Origin of the sequence: Cronobacter muytjensii ATCC 51329 (assembly GCF_001277195.1) — a bacterium.
GTDB classification, from domain to species: Bacteria; Pseudomonadota; Gammaproteobacteria; order Enterobacterales; family Enterobacteriaceae; genus Cronobacter; species Cronobacter muytjensii.
Map to the genome: position 1 here is coordinate 854,568 of NZ_CP012268.1, position 19,347 is coordinate 873,914.

Here is a 19,347-nt window from a genome sequence, read left to right on the forward strand (position 1 = left end):
CCACAGAAAGCCGTCCGGACGTCTGATTGTCGGCGCGGCGACGCATGCAATTTTTTCATGTTGGCCGTCAGCGCAACGGCAACCTGAAAAATATTAATGTTACGTCCAGACATCTGGACGGCTAATAATTTTTTGCTTTATCTTATGCCGATTCATTCATTGCCAGCGAATATATCCGCGTGAATGATTGCGTTTAATGATTATTCATTCCTGTGGAGACGTTCCGCTATGTCCCTGAACCAGCGCCTTGAAATGCGCGCGATATCCCTGGCCTTCAGCGGCTTTCCGGCGCTGACGCAGGTGGATTTCACCCTGCGCGCGGGCTCCGTGCATGCGCTGACCGGCGCGAACGGCGCCGGGAAATCGACGCTGATGGCGGTGCTCTCCGGCGCCTGGGATCACTACCAGGGCCAGATCCTGCTCGACGGCGAGCTTGTCAGCCTTCGCTCGCCGCGTGATGCCAAAGCGCTCGGCATTCATCTGGTGCAGCAGGAGGTGGACGCGGCGCTGGTGCCGGGGCTGAGCATCGCGGAAAACATTATGCTCGACAGACTGCGCGAAGGCGGCCTGCGCTACCGCTGGGGCGAAACCCGCCGCCGCGCCCGCGCGGCGCTGGCGCAGCTCGATGTCGTGATGGACGTCAACCGCCGTATCGACAGCTGCACGCTTGCCGAAAAACAGCATGTGCTGCTGGCGCGGGCGCTCTCTCACCACTGCCGTTATCTGATTCTCGACGAACCCACCGCGCCGCTCGACCAGCACGAGAGCGAGCGTCTGTTCGCGGTTGTGCGACGCCTGCAGGCGCAGGGCATGGGCGTGGTGTTTATCTCGCACCGCATCCATGAGCTGAAAGCCATCTGCGACACCCTGACGGTACTGCGCGATGGCAGGCTCATTGAGAGCGGGCCGATGGCGGCGCTCTCCGGCGAGCAGATCGTAGAGAAAATGCTGGGCCACGCGCTGGAAACGCTCTATCCGCCGCGCCGCCCGACGCCTGGCGACGCGGTGTTACTGGCAGTGGAGGGGCTGCATGACGAGACGCTGCTGCAGGATATCTCGCTGCGGCTTAAGCGCGGCGAAATTCTCGGCATCGCCGGGCTGGCGGGGGCCGGTAAAACCGAGCTCTGCAAGGCGCTGTTTGGCGCGAGCAAAAGCATGCTGCGCCAGGGGGAGCTGGCGGGCCGTCCGTGGCGGCCCACCCATCCTGCCGATTCCGTAGCGCGTGGCGTGGCGCTGGTGCCGGAAGAGCGGCGCAAAGAGGGCATTTTCATCGATGAGCCGATAGCCATGAATCTCGCCGCCAGCGCCGACGGCAGTTTTACCCGCTGGGGGCTGTTTGGACGGCGCGACGCATGGCGCTGGGCGCAGGAGGTGATTCAGCGTCTGGGCATTCGCGCCAGCGGGCCGGGGCAGACGCTTCGAAGGCTCTCCGGCGGCAATCAGCAAAAGGTCGCCATCGGCAAATGGTTACGCGGCGATAACAACGTGCTGATTTTCGATGAGCCGACCAAAGGCGTGGACGTGAAAGCCAAAACCGATCTGTTCAACCTCATTGACGGCCTCGCTCGCGAGGGCAAAGGCATTATTTACGCCTCCGGCGAATTCGCCGAGCTGGTGGGCCTGTGCGACCGCATCTGCGTGCTGTGGGACGGGCGTATCGTCGCGGAGCTGGATGGCCGCGAGGCCAGCGAAGAAACTTTATTACTCTATTCCACCGGAGGAACCCCCGCGTGAGCAAGGCCGCAACCCTGAAGAGCACGCCGTCGGCGCGCCACCAGCTGTTTGAGTTTTTCTATAAATGGGGGATGTTGCTGACCGTCGTGGCGCTGGTCGCGCTGTTTGGCGTCGCGTCGGACAACTTTCTCGATCCGTTCAACATCATCAATATTCTGCGCTCTATCGCTATCGTCACGGTGATAGCCATTGGCGTATCGGTGTCGCTGACTATCGGCGGGTTCGATCTCTCCGTGGGCTCGACGGCGTCGCTCGCCAACGCGCTGGTGATTTCGCTGTTTGTCTGGCACGGCTTCGGTACGACCGGGGCGATTATTGTCACGCTGCTTCTCTGTACGCTGGTCGGGCTGTTTAACGCGTTTCTTATCGTGGTGCTGAAAATCCCGGATATGCTCGCCACGCTCGCCAGCCTGTTTGTCATCCAGGGCGTGGCGATGACCTACAGCTACGGCGGGTCGATTACGCAAAACATGGTGCTGCCGAGCGGCGAGATGGCGGAGGGCGTGATCCCTGATGCGTTTAGCCTGCTGGGCCAGGTGCCGGTTATTGTCATTGTGATGCTGGTGGTGACGGTAGTGGCGCAGCTCGCGCTGTCGCTCACCACCCACGGGCGGCGTATGTACGCCATCGGCGGCAACCCGGAGGCGGCGCGCCTCTCCGGTATTCGCATCACGCGTTATAAGGTGGCGGCGTATGTGATTGCCTCGCTGCTGGCGGGCCTCGGCGGCATTCTGCTTGCCTCGCGCATCGGCTCGTCGCAGGTGAATGCGGGCAGCGGCTACCTGATGGACGCCGTCGCGGCGGCCTGGATCGGCTTTTCGCTGGCGGGCTCCGGCAAGCCGAACGCGCTCGGCACGCTGGTAGGGGCAGTTATCCTCGGCGTGCTCTCCAACGGGCTGGTGATGCTCTCGGTGCCGTACTACGCGATGGACATTATTAAAGGGCTGGTGCTCGCTGGGGCGCTTGCCATCACCTATATCCAGCGACGTTAATCACAGACAGGGAAATAACAAAATGAAAAAACTGACGCTCTCTTTACTGACGCTGGGCTTACTCTGCGCGCTGCCGGGCCAGGCCGCTACGCCTGCGCCGGTGCCGGACGCCATCGCGAACCACAACGGGCCGGTGCGCATCGCCGTTATCCGCAACCTCGGCTCGGACGATAACACCACGCAGTTTGTGGCGGGCGCAATCCAGGAAGGCAAAAAGCTCGGCTTTAAGGTCAGCACGTTTTTAAGCAACGGCGACGACGCGAAATTCCAGGATTTCGTTAACCAGGCCATCAGCCAGAAATATGACGGCATTATTCTCTCCCAGGGCCGCGATCCGTATTCCACGGCGCTGGTAAAACGCATCGTTGAGGCCGGGATCAAAGTCTCGGTCTTCGATACCGCCGTGAAGGGCGAGATCCCGGGCGTGACGGTAACCCAGCAGGATGACGCGTCGCTCACGCAGCTTTCCGCAGGCCAGCTGGTAAAAGATTTCAACGGCAAGGCGAACATCATCAAGCTGTGGGTGGCAGGCTTCCCGCCGATGGAGCGTCGTCAGGCGGCGTTCCAGGAGATCCTTAAGCAGAACCCCGGCATTAAAGAGCTGGAGTCTATCGGCGCGGTCTCCTCCGACGTGCAGGGCGACACCGCCAATAAAGTGGGCGCGGTGCTGGCGAAATACCCGAAAGGCAAGATTGACGCCATCTGGGGCACCTGGGACGCCTTCAGCCAGGGCGCGTACAAGGCGCTGAAAGAGAATGGCCGCACCGAGATAAAACTCTACAGCATCGATATCTCCAACCAGGATTTACAACTGATGCGCGAGGCAGGCAGCCCGTGGAAGGTGAGCGTGGCGGTGGATCCGAAACTGATTGGCGCGACCAACGTGCGGCTTATCGCCAATAAGCTCGCGGGCGAGCCGACGCCTGCCACCTATGACTTTAAAGCGGCGGCCATTCCGCAGGCCGTGCTGGCAAGCCAGACCGGGCCAGTCAACGTGGCGGCGCTTGGCAAAATTATTCCGGGCTGGGGCCAGACGGAAGATTTTATCGCGCCGTGGTTTGCGACGCTTGAAGCGAAGCAGAAATAATGGCGGCTGATTTACCGCGCCCGGATTACAGCCGCAATATGCGGCTGATTGGTCACAGCGATCAGGGCGGTCGTCCGGACGGCGTACAGCTAATGGTGCATCGCGGCTTTGCGTACATTGGCCATATGGTGTCGCAGGGCTTTTCTGTCGTGGATGTACGCGACCCGACGCGTCCGAAAGCGGCGGGTTTTGTGCCCGCGCCGCCCGGCACCTGGAATGTCCATTTGCAGGCGCATGACGATCTGCTGCTGGTCATCAACGCCCGCGACCTGTTCGCCGACGCGCGCTTCGCCGATGAAAAGGTTTACTACACTCGCGCAGTGGGCGAGACGGTGCGCGATGTGGCGGACAAAGGCTGGAGCGCGGGGCTTAGGGTGTTTGATATCGCAACGCCCGATAAGCCGCGCGAAATCGGTTTTCTGCCGCTCGACGGCATTGGCATTCACCGCATCTGGTATGTGGGCGGCCGCTGGGCGTATGTTTCAGCGCTTATCGACGGCTTTAGCGATTACATTTTCCTGACCATCGATCTTGCCGACCCGCGCAACCCTGAAGTGGCGGGGCGCTGGTGGTTGCCCGGCATGAACGAGGCGGCGGGCGAGCAGCCCACGTGGCCGGAAGGCAAACGCTATGCGTTGCACCATGCGATTATCGCGGGCGATACGGCGTATGGCAGCTGGCGTGACGGCGGGCTGACGATTCTGGATGTGAAAGACCGCCGCGAACCAAAGCTTATCGCGCACCGCAACTGGAGCCCGCCGTTTGGCGGCGGCACGCATACTGCGCTGCCGCTGCCGGAGCGCTCCCTGCTGGTGGTGCTTGATGAAGCGGTGCTGGATAACCAGGAAGATGGCGAGAAGCTTATCTGGCTGTTTGACATTCGCGAGCCGTCTAACCCGGTGAGCATCTCGACATTCCCGCAGCCGGATGAAACGGACTACGTGGCGAAAGGCGCGCATTTCGGCCCGCATAACCTTCATGAGAACCGCCCCGGCAGTTTTGTGAGTTCGACGCTGATATTCGCGACGTACCAGAACGCGGGCGTAAGGGCTTATGACATTTCGAACCCGTATCGTCCGGTTGAGACCGGCGCGCTGGTGCCTGCCGCGCCTGCGAAGATGATGGATACGCGCCCCGGTCGTCCGCGGGTTATCCAGTCGTGCGATGTGTTCGTGGATGCGCAGGGGATAATTTACAGCACCGATTACAACGCCGGATTGTCGGTCATTGAGTATCTGGGGTAGGGGTGGGATGGCGGGTGCGGCTTCGCTTACCTGCCTTACAGCCTGATGAAACATCCAGGGTGGGTAAAGCGCAGGGCATCCACCGTACCGGCAGGGGAAACGTTTTGCCCGCCATCGGCAAGCCAGGCATCCGCGCCCGGCCTCTCTCTGCCGGGAGACGGCTTGCGTGAGGGGCGAACAGGTAAGCGCGCTGAACGGTTACGTTCGCCAGGACGCGCGCTGACGCTGTCGTCTTCCCTCACGCGAACGTGTTAAGGGGGCTCGCCGCCGCCCCCTTAACCATCCCGGCTCGCGGCCAAAGGGCAGCCGCAATAACCCCCTCGCATCCGCGTTCGGCGCTGAAGGTCGGGGAGATGACGGTTTTAGTTTCGTAGGGCGGGTAAGCGAAGCCGCACCCGCCATCGGCAAGCCAGGCATCCGCGCCCGGTCTCTCTCTCCCCGCCGGGAGACGGCTTGCGTGAGGGGCGAACAGGTAAGCGCGCTGAACGGTTACGTTCGCCAGGGCGCGCGCTGACGCTGTCGCCTTCCCTCACGCGAACGTGTTAAGGGGGCTCGCCGCCGCCCCCTTAACAATCCCGGCTCGCGGCCAAAGGGCAGCCGCAATTTCCCCCTCGCATCCGCGTCGGCGCTGAAGGTTGGGGGGACGGTGTTATTTTCGTAGGGTGGGCAAGCGAAGCGCACCTACCGTGCAGGCAGAGGAAACGTTTCGTAGGGTGGGTAAGCGAAGCGCACCCACCACTGGCAATGCGTTAACCGTACTGTCGCACGCGGGCAATGAGCTCGTCAGCGCTCTCAATACGCGGGGCCAGCAGGATCAGCGCTTTGCCGAGCCCAATCGCGTGGCGCAGGCACGAATGCTTCATCTCTTCATCACGAATGGTGTCGATATCCGCCACGTGGGACAGCCCGACGCTTCGGCGAATCAACTCCGTCCCAGCAAAACCGATGGCGTCGGCCCAGACTTTCTTCAAAAACTCGCTGGCGTAACCGGGCTGTGCCAGCGCCGCGTCGCGGGTTTTCTCGCGCGCCAGCGTCTGGAAACGTTCGGCGAAGGTGTGCCATAGCGTGGCGATATCGGTAAGACGCTGCTCGCGTGCGTCAGCGGCTTCGCGGATGCCGAGATGGCCAGGCGCGCCGCAGTAGTTCAGCAGCAGGTTGCCGATGGCCGTACCGACATCGAAGCCCACCGGGCCAACATAGCCGAACTCTGCGTCAATCGCCTTCAGGCTACCGTCGGCGACAAAAATCGAACCGCTGTGAATATCGCCGTGCAGCAGCGCCTCGGCGTGGGAGAAAAAGCGGTGCTTGAGCGCCGCCACGGCGGTTTTCAGCGCCGCGTCATCGCGCAGCGCAGCGGCGTCAGCCTCAATCGCCGCCGGGTAGTTATTGCGCTCGTGAATCTGATACGGATCGTTGAAGAAGAGATCTTCGGTGATTTCGCACATGGCCGGGTTGATAAAGCGCGCCACCTGAGCCTTTTTCTCATGCGGATGCAGGTAAAAATCGCTGGTATGGAACAGCGTCTGCGCCAGATATTCGCCAAGCTGCTGCGCCGCCTGCGGATAGTGCGCGCCGTTGATAAGCTCGCCGCGCCAGATGCGATGATCGGAGAGATCCTCCATCACCATCACGGCAAGCGCCGGATCGTAGTGGTGAATTTTGACGGTATGTTGCGGGCAGTGCTGATAGTGCGCCACCAGCGTCTGGGCCTCAAGGCGCGCGCGGTCGGGCGTCAGCGGCCAGGATTCGCCCACGCAGCGCACATAGGGCAGCGCCTGTTTGACGATAACCCGGCTGACGCCCTGATTATCAAAGATTTTAAACACCAGATTGAGATTGCCGTCGCCGACCTCCTGCGCGCTCACCAGTTCGTCGGGCGCGCTGAGGCCGCCAAATTGTTGCGCATAAGCCACCGCATCGCTGGCCGTAAAGGTTCGGTATTGCGACATTGCTGATATCCTCATTCAATCTGGTTATAAAGCCGTACAGACGTCTATACATCTGGATTTCATCCTGACACAATAGAACACAATAACGCAACAAGGATTTAACGCATGCAGACACTTCAGACGACCAGCCTGCGGGTGGTGGATAACAAGCTCTGGATCCTCGACCAGCAGGCGCTGCCGCAGCAGAAAAACTGGCTGCCCGCCGATACTGTCGACGCGCTGGTCGGTCATATTCACGCCTTAAGGGTGCGCGGCGCGCCGCTGATTGGCCTGTCGGCAAGCCTGCTGCTGGCGCTGCTGGCGGAAAAGGGCATGACGCGCGATGCGCTCGGCCAGGCGCTGGACGTGCTGCGCGCGGCGCGGCCCACGGCGGTAAACCTGATGAATAATCTCGACCGCATGAAACAGGCGCTCGCGCAGGCGGATTTTGCGGCGGCGCTCGGCGCGGAGGCGTTACGGCTGGTGCAGGAAGATCGCGAGCTGTGCGAACGTATCGCGCGGGCCGGAAGCGCGCGGGTGACGCCCGGCAGTCGCCTGCTGACCCACTGTAATACCGGCGGGCTGGCGACGGCGGGCGTCGGTACGGCGCTCGGCGTGATTGCGCGCGCGCATGAAGAGGGCAAAGTGGCAAATGTCTGGGTGGATGAAACCCGGCCCCTGTTGCAGGGCGGGCGCTTAACCGCCTGGGAGCTTGGCGAGCTCGGCGTACCGTATCAGCTGATTACCGATTCGATGGCCGCCAGCCTAATGGCCCAGGGGCAGGTGGACGCTGTCTGGGTCGGCGCGGACAGAATTGCGGCGAACGGCGATGTGGCGAACAAAATCGGCACCTATTCGCTCGCCGTGCTGGCGAAATATCATAACGTGCCGTTTTACGTGGCGGCCCCGCAAACCACGCTCGACCCGGCCTGCCCGAACGGTGCGGCCATTCCGATTGAGCAGCGCGCGGCGGCGGAAGTGACCGGCGTGGCGGGCAGTTTCGGCGCGGTGCAGTGGGCGCCGGAAAACGCGCGGGTCTATAACCCGGCGTTTGACGTCACGCCAGCCTCGCTGATTAGCGGCTGGGTGCTGGACGGCGGCGTGGTCACGCCGGATGAGGTGGCGAACGGCCGTTTCGCCGGGTAAAAGCGGCGTCCGCGCAAGGCGGACGCCCGTGCGTTACACCCAGTCGCGTACCGGCAGGAAATGGCTGTAGAGGGCCGCTTCCGGGCTGTTCTCCTCTGGCTGGTAGCCATATTCCCAGCGCACCAGCGGCGGCATCGACATCAGAATCGACTCGGTACGCCCGCCGGTTTGCAGCCCGAACAGCGTGCCGCGATCCCACACCAGGTTGAATTCCACATAGCGCCCGCGGCGGTAGAGCTGGAATTCGCGCTCGCGCTCGCCCCAGGGCAGGGCTTTACGACGCTCAACGATGGGCAAATAGGCATTGAGATAGCCGTCGCCTACCGCCTGCATAAACGCGAAGCAGGTGTCGAAATCGGGCGTGTTGAGATCGTCAAAAAACAGCCCGCCTATGCCGCGCGCCTCCTGGCGATGCTTCAGGTAGAAGTAATCGTCGCACCACTTTTTATAGCGCGGATAGACGTCGTCGCCGAACGGCGCGCAGAGATCTCGTGCGGTGCGGTGCCAGTGGGTGGCGTCCTCTTCGAAGCCGTAAAACGGCGTCAGGTCAAAGCCGCCGCCAAACCACCAGACCGGATCGGCGCCCGGTTTTTCGGCGATAAAAAAGCGCACGTTGGCGTGGCTTGTCGGCACATAGGGGTTGCGTGGATGCACGACCAGCGAGACGCCCATCGCTTCAAAGCTGCGGCCTGCAAGCTCCGGGCGATGCGCCGTGGCGGAGGCAGGCATCGCGTCGCCATGCACGTGAGAGAAGTTAACGCCCGCCTGTTCAAACACCGCGCCGTCGCGCAGGACACGGCTGCGTCCGCCGCCGCCGCCTTCACGCTGCCAGGCGTCCTCAACGAAGCTGTCGCCGTCAACGGCGGCCAGTTGCTGGCAGATGCGGTCCTGTAAATCGAGTAAAAACGCTTTTACGCGCTGAATATCCGGTGCCATCGTTAGCCTCGTTTCGAGTGGGCTTTATGGTTATCAAACCAGTTGAAATAGCTTATCACCCCGTTGGCGATGGCCGTCGCTATCTTCTGGCGAAAGGCCGCGGTGCCGAGCAGTTTCTCTTCCTGCGGGTTGGTGATAAAGGAGGTTTCCACCAGCACGGACGGGATCGACGGCGATTTCAGCACCACGAACGCCGCCTGCTCGGTGTTGCGGCTGTGCAGGCGGTGCACCGGTTTTATCTGGCGCAAAATATGCGAGCCGAGCGTCAGGCTGTTTTTAATAGTGTCGGTCTGCACCAGGTCGAACAGCACCTGTTGCAGATAGTGATCTTTATTCTTCACTTTGCTGCCCGCCACGTCATCGGCGGCGTTTTCGCGCTCGGAGAGGTACTTCGCCATGGCGCTACTGGCGCCGCGATTCGAGAGCGCGAAGACCGACGCACCGGCGGCGCTGGGGCTGGTAAAGCCGTCGGCGTGAATCGACATAAAAAGATCCGCGCCGTGCTGATGCGCGATTTCGACGCGATCGTAGAGCGGAATAAAAGTGTCGTTGCTGCGGGTCAGTTTGGCATCGATACCGTTTTTACGCAGGATGGCGCGTACGTTTTTCGCGATGGCGAGCACCACATGCTTTTCTTTCGAGCCGTTGTGGCCAATAGCACCGGTGTCGATGCCGCCGTGGCCCGGATCGAGCATCACGAGACGACGCGCGCCCGCTTTTTTCGCCTTCGGCTTACTGTGGCTGTTGCGGGTTTTCAGCGCCGGGCTTTCTTCCTTCGCCAGCGCCTGATTAAGACCCGTGAGTGCCAGCGCGGCAAGGCCGGTGCGCAGTAACTGACGGCGCGAGGTGAGTTTTTTTAGGGGTTTGAAAGTGCTCATGCGTCCTGACTTCTGATTTTACTGTCCTGGAGTGTTATAACCTGGCGTAATGGCGTGGAACGACACCCTGTTGCAACAAAAGTTTTACGATTCATTTCAGGGCGTGATGATTCATCAGTATGCCATTTTCAACGAACTTTTGCCGGAGATATTGGCTATTGAAGCCGATAGCGCCATAATCTCGTTTTTTACGCCTTAAAACACGGGGAATACCATGGAGATACGCGTTTTTCGTCAGGCCGACTTTGAAGAAGTCATCACCCTGTGGGAGCGTTGCGATCTGCTGCGTTCGTGGAACGATCCTGAAATGGATATCGAACGTAAACTCAACCATGACCCGGATCTCTTCCTGGTGGCGGAAGTAAGCGGCGAAATCGTCGGCTCCGTCATGGGCGGCTATGACGGCCATCGCGGTTCGGCGTATTACCTGGGCGTTCACCCGGAATTTCGCGGGCGCGGCATTGCGAATGCGCTGCTTAACCGGCTGGAGAAGAAGCTCATCGCACGCGGTTGCCCGAAAATCAATATCCAGATCCGCGAGGAGAATGACGTCGTGCTCGGCATGTACGAGCGGCTTGGCTATGAACATCAGGATGTGATTAGCCTTGGCAAACGGCTCATCGAGGATCAGGAATACTAAACAGCGTGTCACCCGGCCAAAGCCGGGTGAGCCAGGCGTCAGCCTTTGGTGATTTTCTTCACGTCGATTTCGACGGAATTCCAGTCTTTATCCACTTCGCCTTCAAGGCGCACTTTATCTTTCGGCGTGACGGTGGCGCCGTTCCAGACGTGATCGTCGATATCGACATTCACGCTGCCGCTGGCGTCGCGGAACTCATACAGCTCTTTGCCGAGTTTGCGAACAATATTGCCTTCCAGCACCACCCACGCGTCGTCGCGCAGATTTTTCGCGTCGTTAACGGTCGTGCTGGCGGCGTCCGGCCCCTGAAAACCGCCTTTGGCGGCATTAGCGCTGGCGCTGTTATCCGGGCCTGAGAAGCCGCCTTCCTGCGCCATGACGGGCATAGCGGACAGCGCGGACGCGGCGATACACAGAGCGATAAGCTGTTTTTTCATTTCCATCTCCTTGGGTTGTGCACGACGAAGACCTTTCTTCGTCTTGTTATACAGTGACATAATTCTGGATCCGATGCGGGCGTAGTCCAGGATTTATACATGTTTTTACCTTCTGATTATGATAACCGGGGCTGGCTGAAGCTCCCGGCGCTGTTCTGGGCCGTGCTGTTACTGCAGGCGCGCACCTGGGCGCTGTTCGTGCTGGCGGGCGCGTCGCGCGGGCAGGGCGAGGCGCTGCTGGCGCTGTTTTACCCCGACCGCCAAAGCTTCTGGATGGGCCTCGCAGCGGGAATGCCCGCGATGCTGACGTTTTTATTAAGCGGACGGCGGCACGATTATCCGCGCCTGTGGCGCTACGCCCGTTATGTATTGATGCTGACGCAGGCGCTGATGCTGATCTCGCAGGCGCTCCTGCTGTGGCGCGACGCGCCGGGCGGCATTGCGCTGGCCTTGCTGGCGCTGGACGCCTGGGCGCTGTGGCTGCTGGCTTCGCATCGTCGCCTGCGCGCCTGTTTTGAAACGCCGACGCCCTGAATGGCACTTTTTGCCGTCTTTGCGCTCCAACGAGACATTGTCGACTGATTAAGGAACCGTAATGAAGAAATTGCCTCTGCTGCTGTGTGGAACCTCGCTATTGCTTGGCGGGTGCTCGACGCTCTCCAGCGTGAACTGGTCGGCGGCAGCCCCGTGGCACTGGTTTGACTGGTGGGGCTCGTCGCTGGAAGTGACGGACAAAGGCGTCGGCGATATCACCGCCGCTACGCCGCTTCAGGAAGATGCGATTCACGAGGCGCTGGGCGACGATTACCGCCTGCGCAGCGGGATGCGCGCGAATGGCGGCACCATTGTGCGCTATTTCGAAGCGATGAAAGAGAACCAGCTGGCGCTGGTCATTGACGGCGAAAACGGCCAGGTGAGCCGCATCGACGTGCTGGATAAGGCGATTCCCACCGATAGCGGTGTGGCTATCGGCACCCCGTTTGGCGATCTCTTTAAACAGGCCCAGGGCGCGTGTCAGAAGGCCAGCGCGCCGGATGACGCGGCGGTGGAGTGTAAGGCGCCCGGCAGCGAACACATCAGCTACGTCTTTAGCGGCGACTGGCGCGGCCCGCAGGAGCTGTTGCCGCCGGATGACACGCTCAAAGGCTGGACGCTGAAAAAGATAATCTGGCACCGCTGAGCCTTGCGTAAACGCAACGCCTGAGCCGATAAATCGGGTACAATACGCCCGGTTTTGCCACCTGTTGGCAGCGGTTTATCAGGAGGAGTGATGTCTGTGGTTCAAAGCGGCATTCTGCCGGAGCATTGTCGCGCGGCTATCTGGCTGGAAGCGAGCGTTGATGAAAGCCAGCGCGAGGCGCTGCGCGCGGCGAGCAAAATTTTCGCCGATAAAGTAGCGACCTTTCAGGCGCAGTTTCCCGAGGCGAATCTCGGTGTGGTGGTGGCGTTCGGCCACACGCTCTGGCGCGCGCTCAGCCATGATGACAGCGCGGCGGAACTGAAAGATTTTGCGCCGCTCGGCAAAGGGCTCGCGCCCGCCACGCAGCGCGATGTGCTGATCCATATTCTGTCGCTGCGTCACGACGTTAACTTCTCTGTGGCCCAGGCGGCGCTGGAAGCCTTCGGCGACGCGCTGAAAATCGAGGAAGAGACCCACGGTTTTCGCTGGGTGGAAGACCGCGATCTGAGTGGCTTCGTGGACGGCACTGAGAACCCGGCGGGCGAAGAAAAACGTCGCGACGTGGCGGTGATTCAGGACGGTATCGACGCCGGCGGCAGCTACGTTTTCGTGCAGCGCTGGGAGCACAACCTGAAACAGCTTAATCGCCTGAGCGTGCCGGACCAGGAGATGATGATGGGCCGCACGAAAGTCGCCAACGAAGAGATTGACGGCGATGCGCGCCCGGTGACGTCGCATCTCTCGCGCGTTGATCTCAAAGAAGACGGCAAAGGGCTGAAGATTGTGCGCCAGAGCCTGCCTTACGGCACCGCGAGCGGCGTGCACGGCCTGTACTTCTGCGCCTACTGCGCGCGCCTCTATAACATCGAACAGCAACTGCTGAGCATGTTTGGCGACGCCGATGGCAAGCGTGACGCGATGCTGCGCTTCACGCGCCCGGTGACGGGCGGCTACTATTTCGCGCCGTCGCTGACCCGCCTGTTAAACCTCTGATCCCCTACGCGCGCGGCCTTGCGGGCCGCGTTGTCACGCCTCTCGTCTTATATCCTTTTGCGCTTGCAAATCACTAAACGGTATATAAAAGCGGTATAGCTTTCTCACCTGTATAAATACACTGATGGCTCGATCGTTATCACATTTATAAGGTGCAAAATGGCCGTGAAATCAGTGAAAAAAGCATGGGGCGCGCTGGCGGTTTCTCTGCTGATAGCGGGGTCCGCGCAGGCGACTGAACTGCTTAACAGCTCTTATGATGTTTCGCGCGAGCTGTTCGCTGCCCTGAACCCGCCGTTCGAACAGCAGTGGGCGAAGGATAACCCCGGCGATACGCTGACGATCAAACAGTCTCACGCGGGCTCCTCAAAGCAGGCGCTCGCGATTTTGCAGGGCTTAAAAGCAGACGTTGTAACTTATAACCAGGTGACCGACGTTCAGATCCTGCATGACAAAGGTAAGCTTATCGCGGCTGACTGGCAGGCGCGTCTGCCGAACAATAGCTCTCCGTTTTACTCCACGATGGCGTTCCTGGTGCGTAAAGGGAACCCGAAAAACATTCACGACTGGAATGATCTGGTGCGCCCGGACGTGAAGCTGATTTTCCCGAACCCGAAAACTTCCGGCAACGCGCGTTATACCTATCTGGCGGCCTGGGGCGCGGCGGATAAAGCTGACGGCGGCGATAAAGCCAAAACCCAGCAGTTTATGACTCAGTTCCTGAAAAACGTTGAAGTGTTCGACACCGGCGGTCGCGGCGCGACCACGACCTTTGTCGAGCGCGGCCTCGGCGATGTGCTGATTAGTTTTGAGTCGGAAGTGAATAACATCCGTAATCAGTACGCCAAAGAAGGGTATGAAGTTGTGGTGCCGAAGGTGAACATCCTGGCGGAGTTTCCGGTGGCGTGGGTGGACAAAAACGTGAAGGCTAACGGCACGGAAAAAGCGGCCAACGCTTACCTGAACTGGCTCTACAGCCCGCAGGCGCAGCAGATCATCACCAGCTACTATTACCGCGTGAATAACCCGAAAGTTATGGATTCGCTGAAAGATAAGTTTCCGCAGACTGAACTGTTCCGCGTGGAAGACGCCTTCGGCAAATGGCCGGACGTGATGAAAACCCATTTTGCCAGCGGCGGTGAGTTCGACAAGCTGGTGGCGGCGGGGCGTAAGTGATGTTTGCAGTCTCTAAACGCGTACTGCCGGGATTTACCCTGAGCCTCGGCACGAGTTTGCTGTTTGTTTGCCTGATCCTGCTGCTGCCGCTGAGCGCGCTGGTGATGCAGCTTTCCCAGATGAGCTGGGCGCAGTACTGGGAGGTAATTTCCAACCCGCAGGTGGTGGCGGCATACAAAGTGACGCTGCTGTCGGCGGCGGTCGCCTCGCTGTTTAACGGCGCGTTCGGCCTGCTGATGGCCTGGATTTTAACCCGCTACCGCTTTCCGGGCCGTACGCTGCTGGACGCGCTGATGGATTTACCCTTCGCGCTGCCGACCGCTGTTGCGGGCCTCACGCTCGCCTCGCTGTTCTCAGTGAACGGGTTTTACGGCGAGTGGCTGGCGAAGTTTGATATCAAAGTGACTTACACCTGGCTTGGCATCGCGGTGGCGATGGCATTTACCAGCATTCCTTTTGTGGTCCGTACCGTACAGCCGGTGCTTGAAGAGCTTGGCCCGGAATATGAGGAAGCGGCGGAAACGTTAGGGGCCACGCGTCTGCAAAGTTTTCGCAAAGTGGTGCTGCCGGAGCTGTCGCCAGCGCTGATGGCGGGCGTGGCGCTGTCGTTTACCCGCAGCCTCGGCGAGTTCGGCGCGGTGATTTTTATCGCGGGCAATATTGCCTGGAAAACCGAAGTGGCCTCGCTGATGATTTTTGTTCGTTTGCAGGAGTTCGATTACCCGGCCGCGAGCGCGATAGCCTCCGTGATTCTGGCCGCGTCGCTGCTGCTGCTGTTTGCCATTAACACGCTGCAAAGCCGTTTTGGACGCCGGGTGGTGGGACACTGATGACGATGATGACGCAGGCGCGCCCTGGCGCGCGCATAAACTGGGGCAAATGGGCGCTTATCGCCATCGGGATGCTGCTGTCGGCGTTTATTCTCGTGGTGCCGATGGTTTACATCTTCGCCAAAGCCTTTTCCGATGGTCTGATGCCGGTGCTGGAAAATATCGCCAACCCCGACATGCTGCACGCTATCTGGCTGACGGTGCTGATTGCGCTGATCACCGTTCCGGTGAACCTGGTGTTCGGCACGCTGCTTGCCTGGCTGGTAACGCGCTTTGATTTTCCTGGCCGTCAGCTGCTGCTGACGCTGCTGGATATTCCTTTCGCCGTGTCGCCAGTGGTGGCGGGGCTGGTGTATCTGCTGTTTTACGGCTCGAACGGTCCCCTTGGCGGCTGGCTGGACGCGAACGATCTGCAGATTATGTTCGCCTGGCCGGGCATGGTGCTGGTGACGGTATTTGTAACCTGTCCGTTCGTGGTGCGTGAACTGGTGCCAGTAATGCTTAGCCAGGGCAGCCATGAGGACGAGGCGGCGATTCTGCTTGGCGCATCCGGCTGGCAGATGTTCCGTCGCGTGACGCTGCCGAATATTCGCTGGGCGCTGCTGTATGGCGTGGTGCTGACCAACGCCCGCGCTATCGGCGAGTTTGGCGCGGTGTCGGTGGTTTCCGGCTCGATTCGCGGCGAGACGCTTTCGCTGCCGTTGCAGATTGAGCTGCTGGAGCAGGACTACAACACCGTCGGCGCGTTTACCGCCGCCGCGCTGCTGACGCTGATGGCGATTCTGACCCTGTTTTTAAAGAGTGCGTTGCAATGGCGCCTGAATAATCAGGAAAAACGCGTGCAACAGGAGGGAAATCATGAGCATTGAGATTGCCAATATTAAGAAATCTTTTGGTCGCACCCAGGTGCTGAATGATATCTCTCTGGATATCCCTTCCGGCCAGATGGTGGCGCTGCTGGGCCCATCCGGCTCCGGAAAAACCACGCTGCTGCGCATTATCGCCGGGCTCGAACACCAGACCAGCGGCCACATCCGCTTTCACGGCACCGATGTAAGCCGCCTGCACGCCCGCGAGCGAAAAGTGGGCTTTGTGTTCCAGCATTACGCGCTTTTCCGCCATATGACGGTGTTCGACAATATCGCGTTTGGCCTGACCGTGCTGCCGAAGCGCGAACGTCCGAACGCGGCGGCGATTAAACAAAAAGTGACGAAGCTGCTGGAGATGGTGCAACTGGCGCATCTCGCCGACCGCTACCCGGCGCAGCTTTCCGGCGGGCAGAAACAGCGCGTGGCGCTGGCCCGCGCGCTGGCGGTGGAGCCGCAAATTCTGCTGCTGGATGAGCCGTTCGGCGCGCTTGACGCCCAGGTGCGTAAAGAGCTTCGTCGCTGGCTGCGTCAGCTGCATGAAGAGCTGAAATTCACCAGCGTTTTTGTCACGCACGACCAGGAAGAGGCGATGGAAGTGGCCGACCGCGTGGTGGTGATGAGTCAGGGCGATATCGAACAGGCCGACGCGCCGGAACAGGTATGGCGCGAACCGGCGACCCGCTTCGTGCTGGAGTTTTTAGGCGAAGTAAACCGCCTCAAGGGCACCGTACGCGGCGGGCAGTTCCACGTCGGCGCGCATCGCTGGCCACTCGGCTTTACGCCTGCGTACCAGGGGCCGGTTGATCTGTTCCTGCGCCCGTGGGAAGTGGACGTGAGCCGTCGCACCAGCCTTGATTCGCCGCTGCCGGTACACGTGCTGGAAGTGAGCCCGAAAGGCCACTATATGCAGCTCGTGGTGCAGCCGCAGGGCTGGTATGACGAGCCGCTGACGGTGGTGCTACGCGAAGATTACGTGCCGCACCGCGGCGAGCGGCTGTTCGTTGGCCTTCAGCATGCGCGCATTTACCACGGCAACGAGCGCATCGAGACGCGCGGAGATATTGCTCTGGCGAAGTCCGCCTGATAGCTTATTGCGTAGTTTATCGCCCGGTGGCGCGATGCCTGCCGGGCCTGTCATCATCACTGCGTCTTTCAGGCCGGGTAAGCGAAGCGTACCCGGCTTTTTTATTGAGTAAATATCGTGACTACACTCGAACATACCATCGGCAATACGCCGCTGGTCAAACTCCAGCGCCTGGGGCCGGATAACGGCAGCGAAATCTGGGTCAAACTCGAAGGTAATAACCCGGCAGGCTCGGTCAAAGACAGAGCGGCGCTGGCGATGATCTCCCGGGCCGAGGCGCGCGGCGAGATTAAGCCTGGCGATACGCTGATTGAAGCCACCAGCGGCAATACCGGTATCGCGCTGGCGATGATCGCCGCCGTGAAGGGCTATAAGATGACGCTCCTGATGCCGGATAACATGAGCATGGAGCGCAAGGCGGCGATGCAGGCTTACGGCGCGAAGCTCGTGCTGGTGAGCCGCGAGCAGGGTATGGAAGGCGCGCGCGATCTGGCCGCACAGATGGCGCAGCGCGGCGAGGGCATTATCCTCGACCAGTTTAATAACCCCGATAACCCGTGGGCGCACTACACCACGACGGGGCCGGAGATCTGGCGTCAGACCGACGGGCGCATTACCCATTTCGTCTCCAGCATGGGAACGACGGGCACCATTACCGGCGTCAGCCGCTTTTTACGCGAGCAGGAAAAACCGGTAACCGTGGTCGGACTACAGCCGGAAGAGGGCAGCAGCATTCCGGGCATCCGTCGCTGGCCCGCGGCATATCTGCCGGGAATTTTTGACGCGTCGCTGGTGGACGAGGTGCTTGATATTCACCATCGCGATGCGGAAAACACGATGCGGGAACTTGCGCGTAAAGAAGGCATTTTCTGCGGCGTGAGCTCCGGTGGGGCGGTCTGTGGCGCGCTGCGCGTGGCGCAGGCGAATCCGGGCGCGGTGGTGGTGGCGATTATCTGCGACAGGGGCGACCGCTATCTCTCAACGGGCGTGTTTAGCGAAGAGATCTACAGCCAGGGCGCGGGGATTTAGCACGCGAGCGGCGGGCGTTCGCCCGCCGTTCAGATGTCGCGGGGGATTTCAGCCGCCGCATCTTCCATCAATTTATCCAGGCTCGACGGCGACAGGTAACGCTTAACCGGTTTACTCACCTTGTGCAGCGCTTTACCGGGTGTAGCGGGCATCGCATAGAGGCTGACGTTGCCAGGCTTGTGCTCATAGATAAGCAAGCCATCAATCTTATAGCCGTCTTTATCTTCAAACGTCGCGAGCTTTTGCTGCATCCGATTACGTGCGGTTTTATCGCCGTTAACGGCAAGACGTAGCGTGTCGACCGACAGCCCGGGCGGCAGGCGATAAAGATAAAGCATTTCTACCTGATCGCTTTCATCGCATAAAAAACACGGTTCACGTCCAGGCACGGTGGGCGCGTTGCGAAGAGCGGCGGTGAGGGCTTGCCCGTCGTTGAGCGGCGAGGCGGAAATATCGATAAACGCCAGCACGTATGGGCCGGGTGAGCCCGCGTAGAGCGGCGCGGTAGGCAGCAGAAGTGCGAAGAAGAGACAGAGTGAACGCCAGCGGCGCATGGTGTGTGTCCGGTATTTCAGGTTCAGATAAAAAAATGGCGCCGTAAGGCGCCATTTTTGTACACGAGTCAGTCTTATTTCTTGATACGGATAACCGGCGTTTCACCGACGGTCACGCTACCAGAAAGCTTGGTCAGCTCTTTGATTTCGTCCATATTGGAAATGACAACCGGCGTCAGCGTGGATTTTGCTTTTTCTTCCAGCAGCGGCAGATCGAATTCGATAACCGGGTCGCCTTTCTTCACGCGCTGGCCTTCTTCAGCGATGCGTTTGAAGCCTTCGCCTTTCAGCTCAACGGTATCAATACCGAAGTGGACGAACAGTTCGATGCCGCTGTCCGATTCGATAGAGAAAGCGTGGTTAGTTTCGAAAATTTTACCGATGGTGCCATCAACCGGCGCAACCATTTTGTTACCGGTCGGTTTGATAGCGATGCCATCACCAACGATTTTCTCTGCGAACACTACATCCGGCACGTCTTCGATATTAACGATTTCACCAGACAGTGGAGCAACGATCTCAATGGTTCCGGTGTCGCTATTGCCTTTATCACCGAACAGTTTACTAAATAACCCCATTAGCCTTCTCTCCTAAGCAGTAATTTGGGCCG

General features: G+C 60.1%; 20 protein-coding genes. 14 read left to right on the forward strand and 6 right to left on the reverse strand.

The genetic code is table 11. The features are described 5' to 3' along the window. Positions 1-228: 228 nt before the first annotated feature. The 4 genes from AFK63_RS03955 to AFK63_RS03970 are packed head-to-tail and all read left to right on the forward strand — an operon-like array spanning position 229 to position 5,057. Entirely contained in the window at positions 229-1,734 is a 1,506-nt protein-coding gene (locus tag AFK63_RS03955) for a sugar ABC transporter ATP-binding protein (protein WP_038861350.1), read from the forward strand. Beyond that, positions 1,731-2,726 carry an ABC transporter permease gene (locus AFK63_RS03960; RefSeq protein ID WP_038861351.1) on the forward strand — a complete coding sequence of 332 codons (996 nt, stop codon included), beginning with the start codon at positions 1,731-1,733 and terminating at the stop codon, positions 2,724-2,726. Before AFK63_RS03955 ends, AFK63_RS03960 begins: the two co-directional genes overlap by 4 nt. Before the next feature lie 22 nt (positions 2,727-2,748). Beyond that, the gene (locus AFK63_RS03965) at positions 2,749-3,813 is read left to right on the forward strand and encodes a sugar ABC transporter substrate-binding protein (RefSeq protein WP_038861352.1); all 1,065 of its coding nucleotides are present in this window, start codon (positions 2,749-2,751) and stop codon (positions 3,811-3,813) included. Next, on the forward strand, positions 3,813-5,057 hold the full coding sequence (locus AFK63_RS03970) for an LVIVD repeat-containing protein (protein WP_038861353.1): 1,245 nt from the start codon (positions 3,813-3,815) through the stop codon (positions 5,055-5,057). The genes AFK63_RS03965 and AFK63_RS03970 overlap by 1 nt, the downstream gene beginning before the upstream one ends. A gap of 749 nt (positions 5,058-5,806) precedes the next feature. Here the strand turns inward: AFK63_RS03970 and mtnK are convergent. After that, positions 5,807-7,006 (reverse strand): S-methyl-5-thioribose kinase, encoded by a 1,200-nt coding sequence (gene mtnK / locus AFK63_RS03975; protein WP_038861356.1) that lies wholly within the window; start codon positions 7,004-7,006, stop codon positions 5,807-5,809. A 105-nt stretch (positions 7,007-7,111) separates the two neighbouring features. Between mtnK and mtnA the strand changes: the two genes are divergently transcribed. After that, entirely contained in the window at positions 7,112-8,131 is a 1,020-nt protein-coding gene (mtnA, locus tag AFK63_RS03980; RefSeq protein ID WP_038861357.1) for an S-methyl-5-thioribose-1-phosphate isomerase, read from the forward strand. 33 nt (positions 8,132-8,164) lie between these two features. On the opposite strand, the gene hemF is transcribed toward mtnA, so the two are convergent. Together hemF and amiA are read right to left on the reverse strand one after the other, a co-directional pair. Next, complete coding sequence (hemF, locus tag AFK63_RS03985; protein WP_038861358.1) at positions 8,165-9,067, reverse strand: oxygen-dependent coproporphyrinogen oxidase; 903 nt, start codon at positions 9,065-9,067, stop codon at positions 8,165-8,167. Between the two features lie 2 nt (positions 9,068-9,069). Beyond that, on the reverse strand, positions 9,070-9,945 hold the full coding sequence (amiA, locus tag AFK63_RS03990) for an N-acetylmuramoyl-L-alanine amidase AmiA (RefSeq protein WP_038861359.1): 876 nt from the start codon (positions 9,943-9,945) through the stop codon (positions 9,070-9,072). Positions 9,946-10,159: 214 nt separating this feature from the next. Between amiA and AFK63_RS03995 the strand changes: the two genes are divergently transcribed. Then, complete coding sequence (locus AFK63_RS03995; protein ID WP_032984393.1) at positions 10,160-10,585, forward strand: GNAT family acetyltransferase; 426 nt, start codon at positions 10,160-10,162, stop codon at positions 10,583-10,585. Between the two features lie 38 nt (positions 10,586-10,623). Here AFK63_RS03995 and AFK63_RS04000 read toward each other — a convergent pair whose 3' ends face one another. After that, positions 10,624-11,022 carry a YgiW/YdeI family stress tolerance OB fold protein gene (locus AFK63_RS04000; protein WP_038861360.1) on the reverse strand — a complete coding sequence of 133 codons (399 nt, stop codon included), beginning with the start codon at positions 11,020-11,022 and terminating at the stop codon, positions 10,624-10,626. A 99-nt stretch (positions 11,023-11,121) separates the two neighbouring features. Between AFK63_RS04000 and AFK63_RS04005 the strand changes: the two genes are divergently transcribed. From AFK63_RS04005 to cysM, 8 genes are all read left to right on the forward strand, one after another. Further along, the gene (locus AFK63_RS04005; RefSeq protein WP_038861361.1) at positions 11,122-11,556 is read left to right on the forward strand and encodes a DUF2919 domain-containing protein; all 435 of its coding nucleotides are present in this window, start codon (positions 11,122-11,124) and stop codon (positions 11,554-11,556) included. 61 nt (positions 11,557-11,617) lie between these two features. Next, positions 11,618-12,202 carry an RpoE-regulated lipoprotein gene (locus tag AFK63_RS04010; protein WP_038861362.1) on the forward strand — a complete coding sequence of 195 codons (585 nt, stop codon included), beginning with the start codon at positions 11,618-11,620 and terminating at the stop codon, positions 12,200-12,202. A gap of 90 nt (positions 12,203-12,292) precedes the next feature. Next, positions 12,293-13,195: a Dyp-type peroxidase gene (locus AFK63_RS04015; RefSeq protein ID WP_038861363.1), complete on the forward strand. Its 903-nt coding sequence runs from the start codon at positions 12,293-12,295 to the stop codon at positions 13,193-13,195. Positions 13,196-13,354: 159 nt separating this feature from the next. Next, positions 13,355-14,371 (forward strand): sulfate ABC transporter substrate-binding protein, encoded by a 1,017-nt coding sequence (locus tag AFK63_RS04020; RefSeq protein WP_038861364.1) that lies wholly within the window; start codon positions 13,355-13,357, stop codon positions 14,369-14,371. Next, complete coding sequence (cysT, locus tag AFK63_RS04025; protein WP_038861365.1) at positions 14,371-15,201, forward strand: sulfate/thiosulfate ABC transporter permease CysT; 831 nt, start codon at positions 14,371-14,373, stop codon at positions 15,199-15,201. Before AFK63_RS04020 ends, cysT begins: the two co-directional genes overlap by 1 nt. After that, positions 15,201-16,070, forward strand: coding sequence for a sulfate/thiosulfate ABC transporter permease CysW (cysW, locus tag AFK63_RS04030; protein ID WP_038861366.1), 870 nt, complete (start codon positions 15,201-15,203; stop codon positions 16,068-16,070). The genes cysT and cysW overlap by 1 nt, the downstream gene beginning before the upstream one ends. Next, the gene (cysA, locus tag AFK63_RS04035; RefSeq protein ID WP_038861367.1) at positions 16,060-17,154 is read left to right on the forward strand and encodes a sulfate/thiosulfate ABC transporter ATP-binding protein CysA; all 1,095 of its coding nucleotides are present in this window, start codon (positions 16,060-16,062) and stop codon (positions 17,152-17,154) included. Before cysW ends, cysA begins: the two co-directional genes overlap by 11 nt. Positions 17,155-17,271: 117 nt before the next feature. Then, entirely contained in the window at positions 17,272-18,183 is a 912-nt protein-coding gene (cysM, locus tag AFK63_RS04040; protein ID WP_038861368.1) for a cysteine synthase CysM, read from the forward strand. A 29-nt stretch (positions 18,184-18,212) separates the two neighbouring features. On the opposite strand, the gene AFK63_RS04045 is transcribed toward cysM, so the two are convergent. Together AFK63_RS04045 and crr are read right to left on the reverse strand one after the other, a co-directional pair. Beyond that, on the reverse strand, positions 18,213-18,737 hold the full coding sequence (locus tag AFK63_RS04045; protein WP_038861370.1) for a hypothetical protein: 525 nt from the start codon (positions 18,735-18,737) through the stop codon (positions 18,213-18,215). 74 nt (positions 18,738-18,811) lie between these two features. After that, entirely contained in the window at positions 18,812-19,315 is a 504-nt protein-coding gene (gene crr / locus AFK63_RS04050) for a PTS glucose transporter subunit IIA (RefSeq protein ID WP_004385842.1), read from the reverse strand. Positions 19,316-19,347 lie beyond the last annotated feature (32 nt).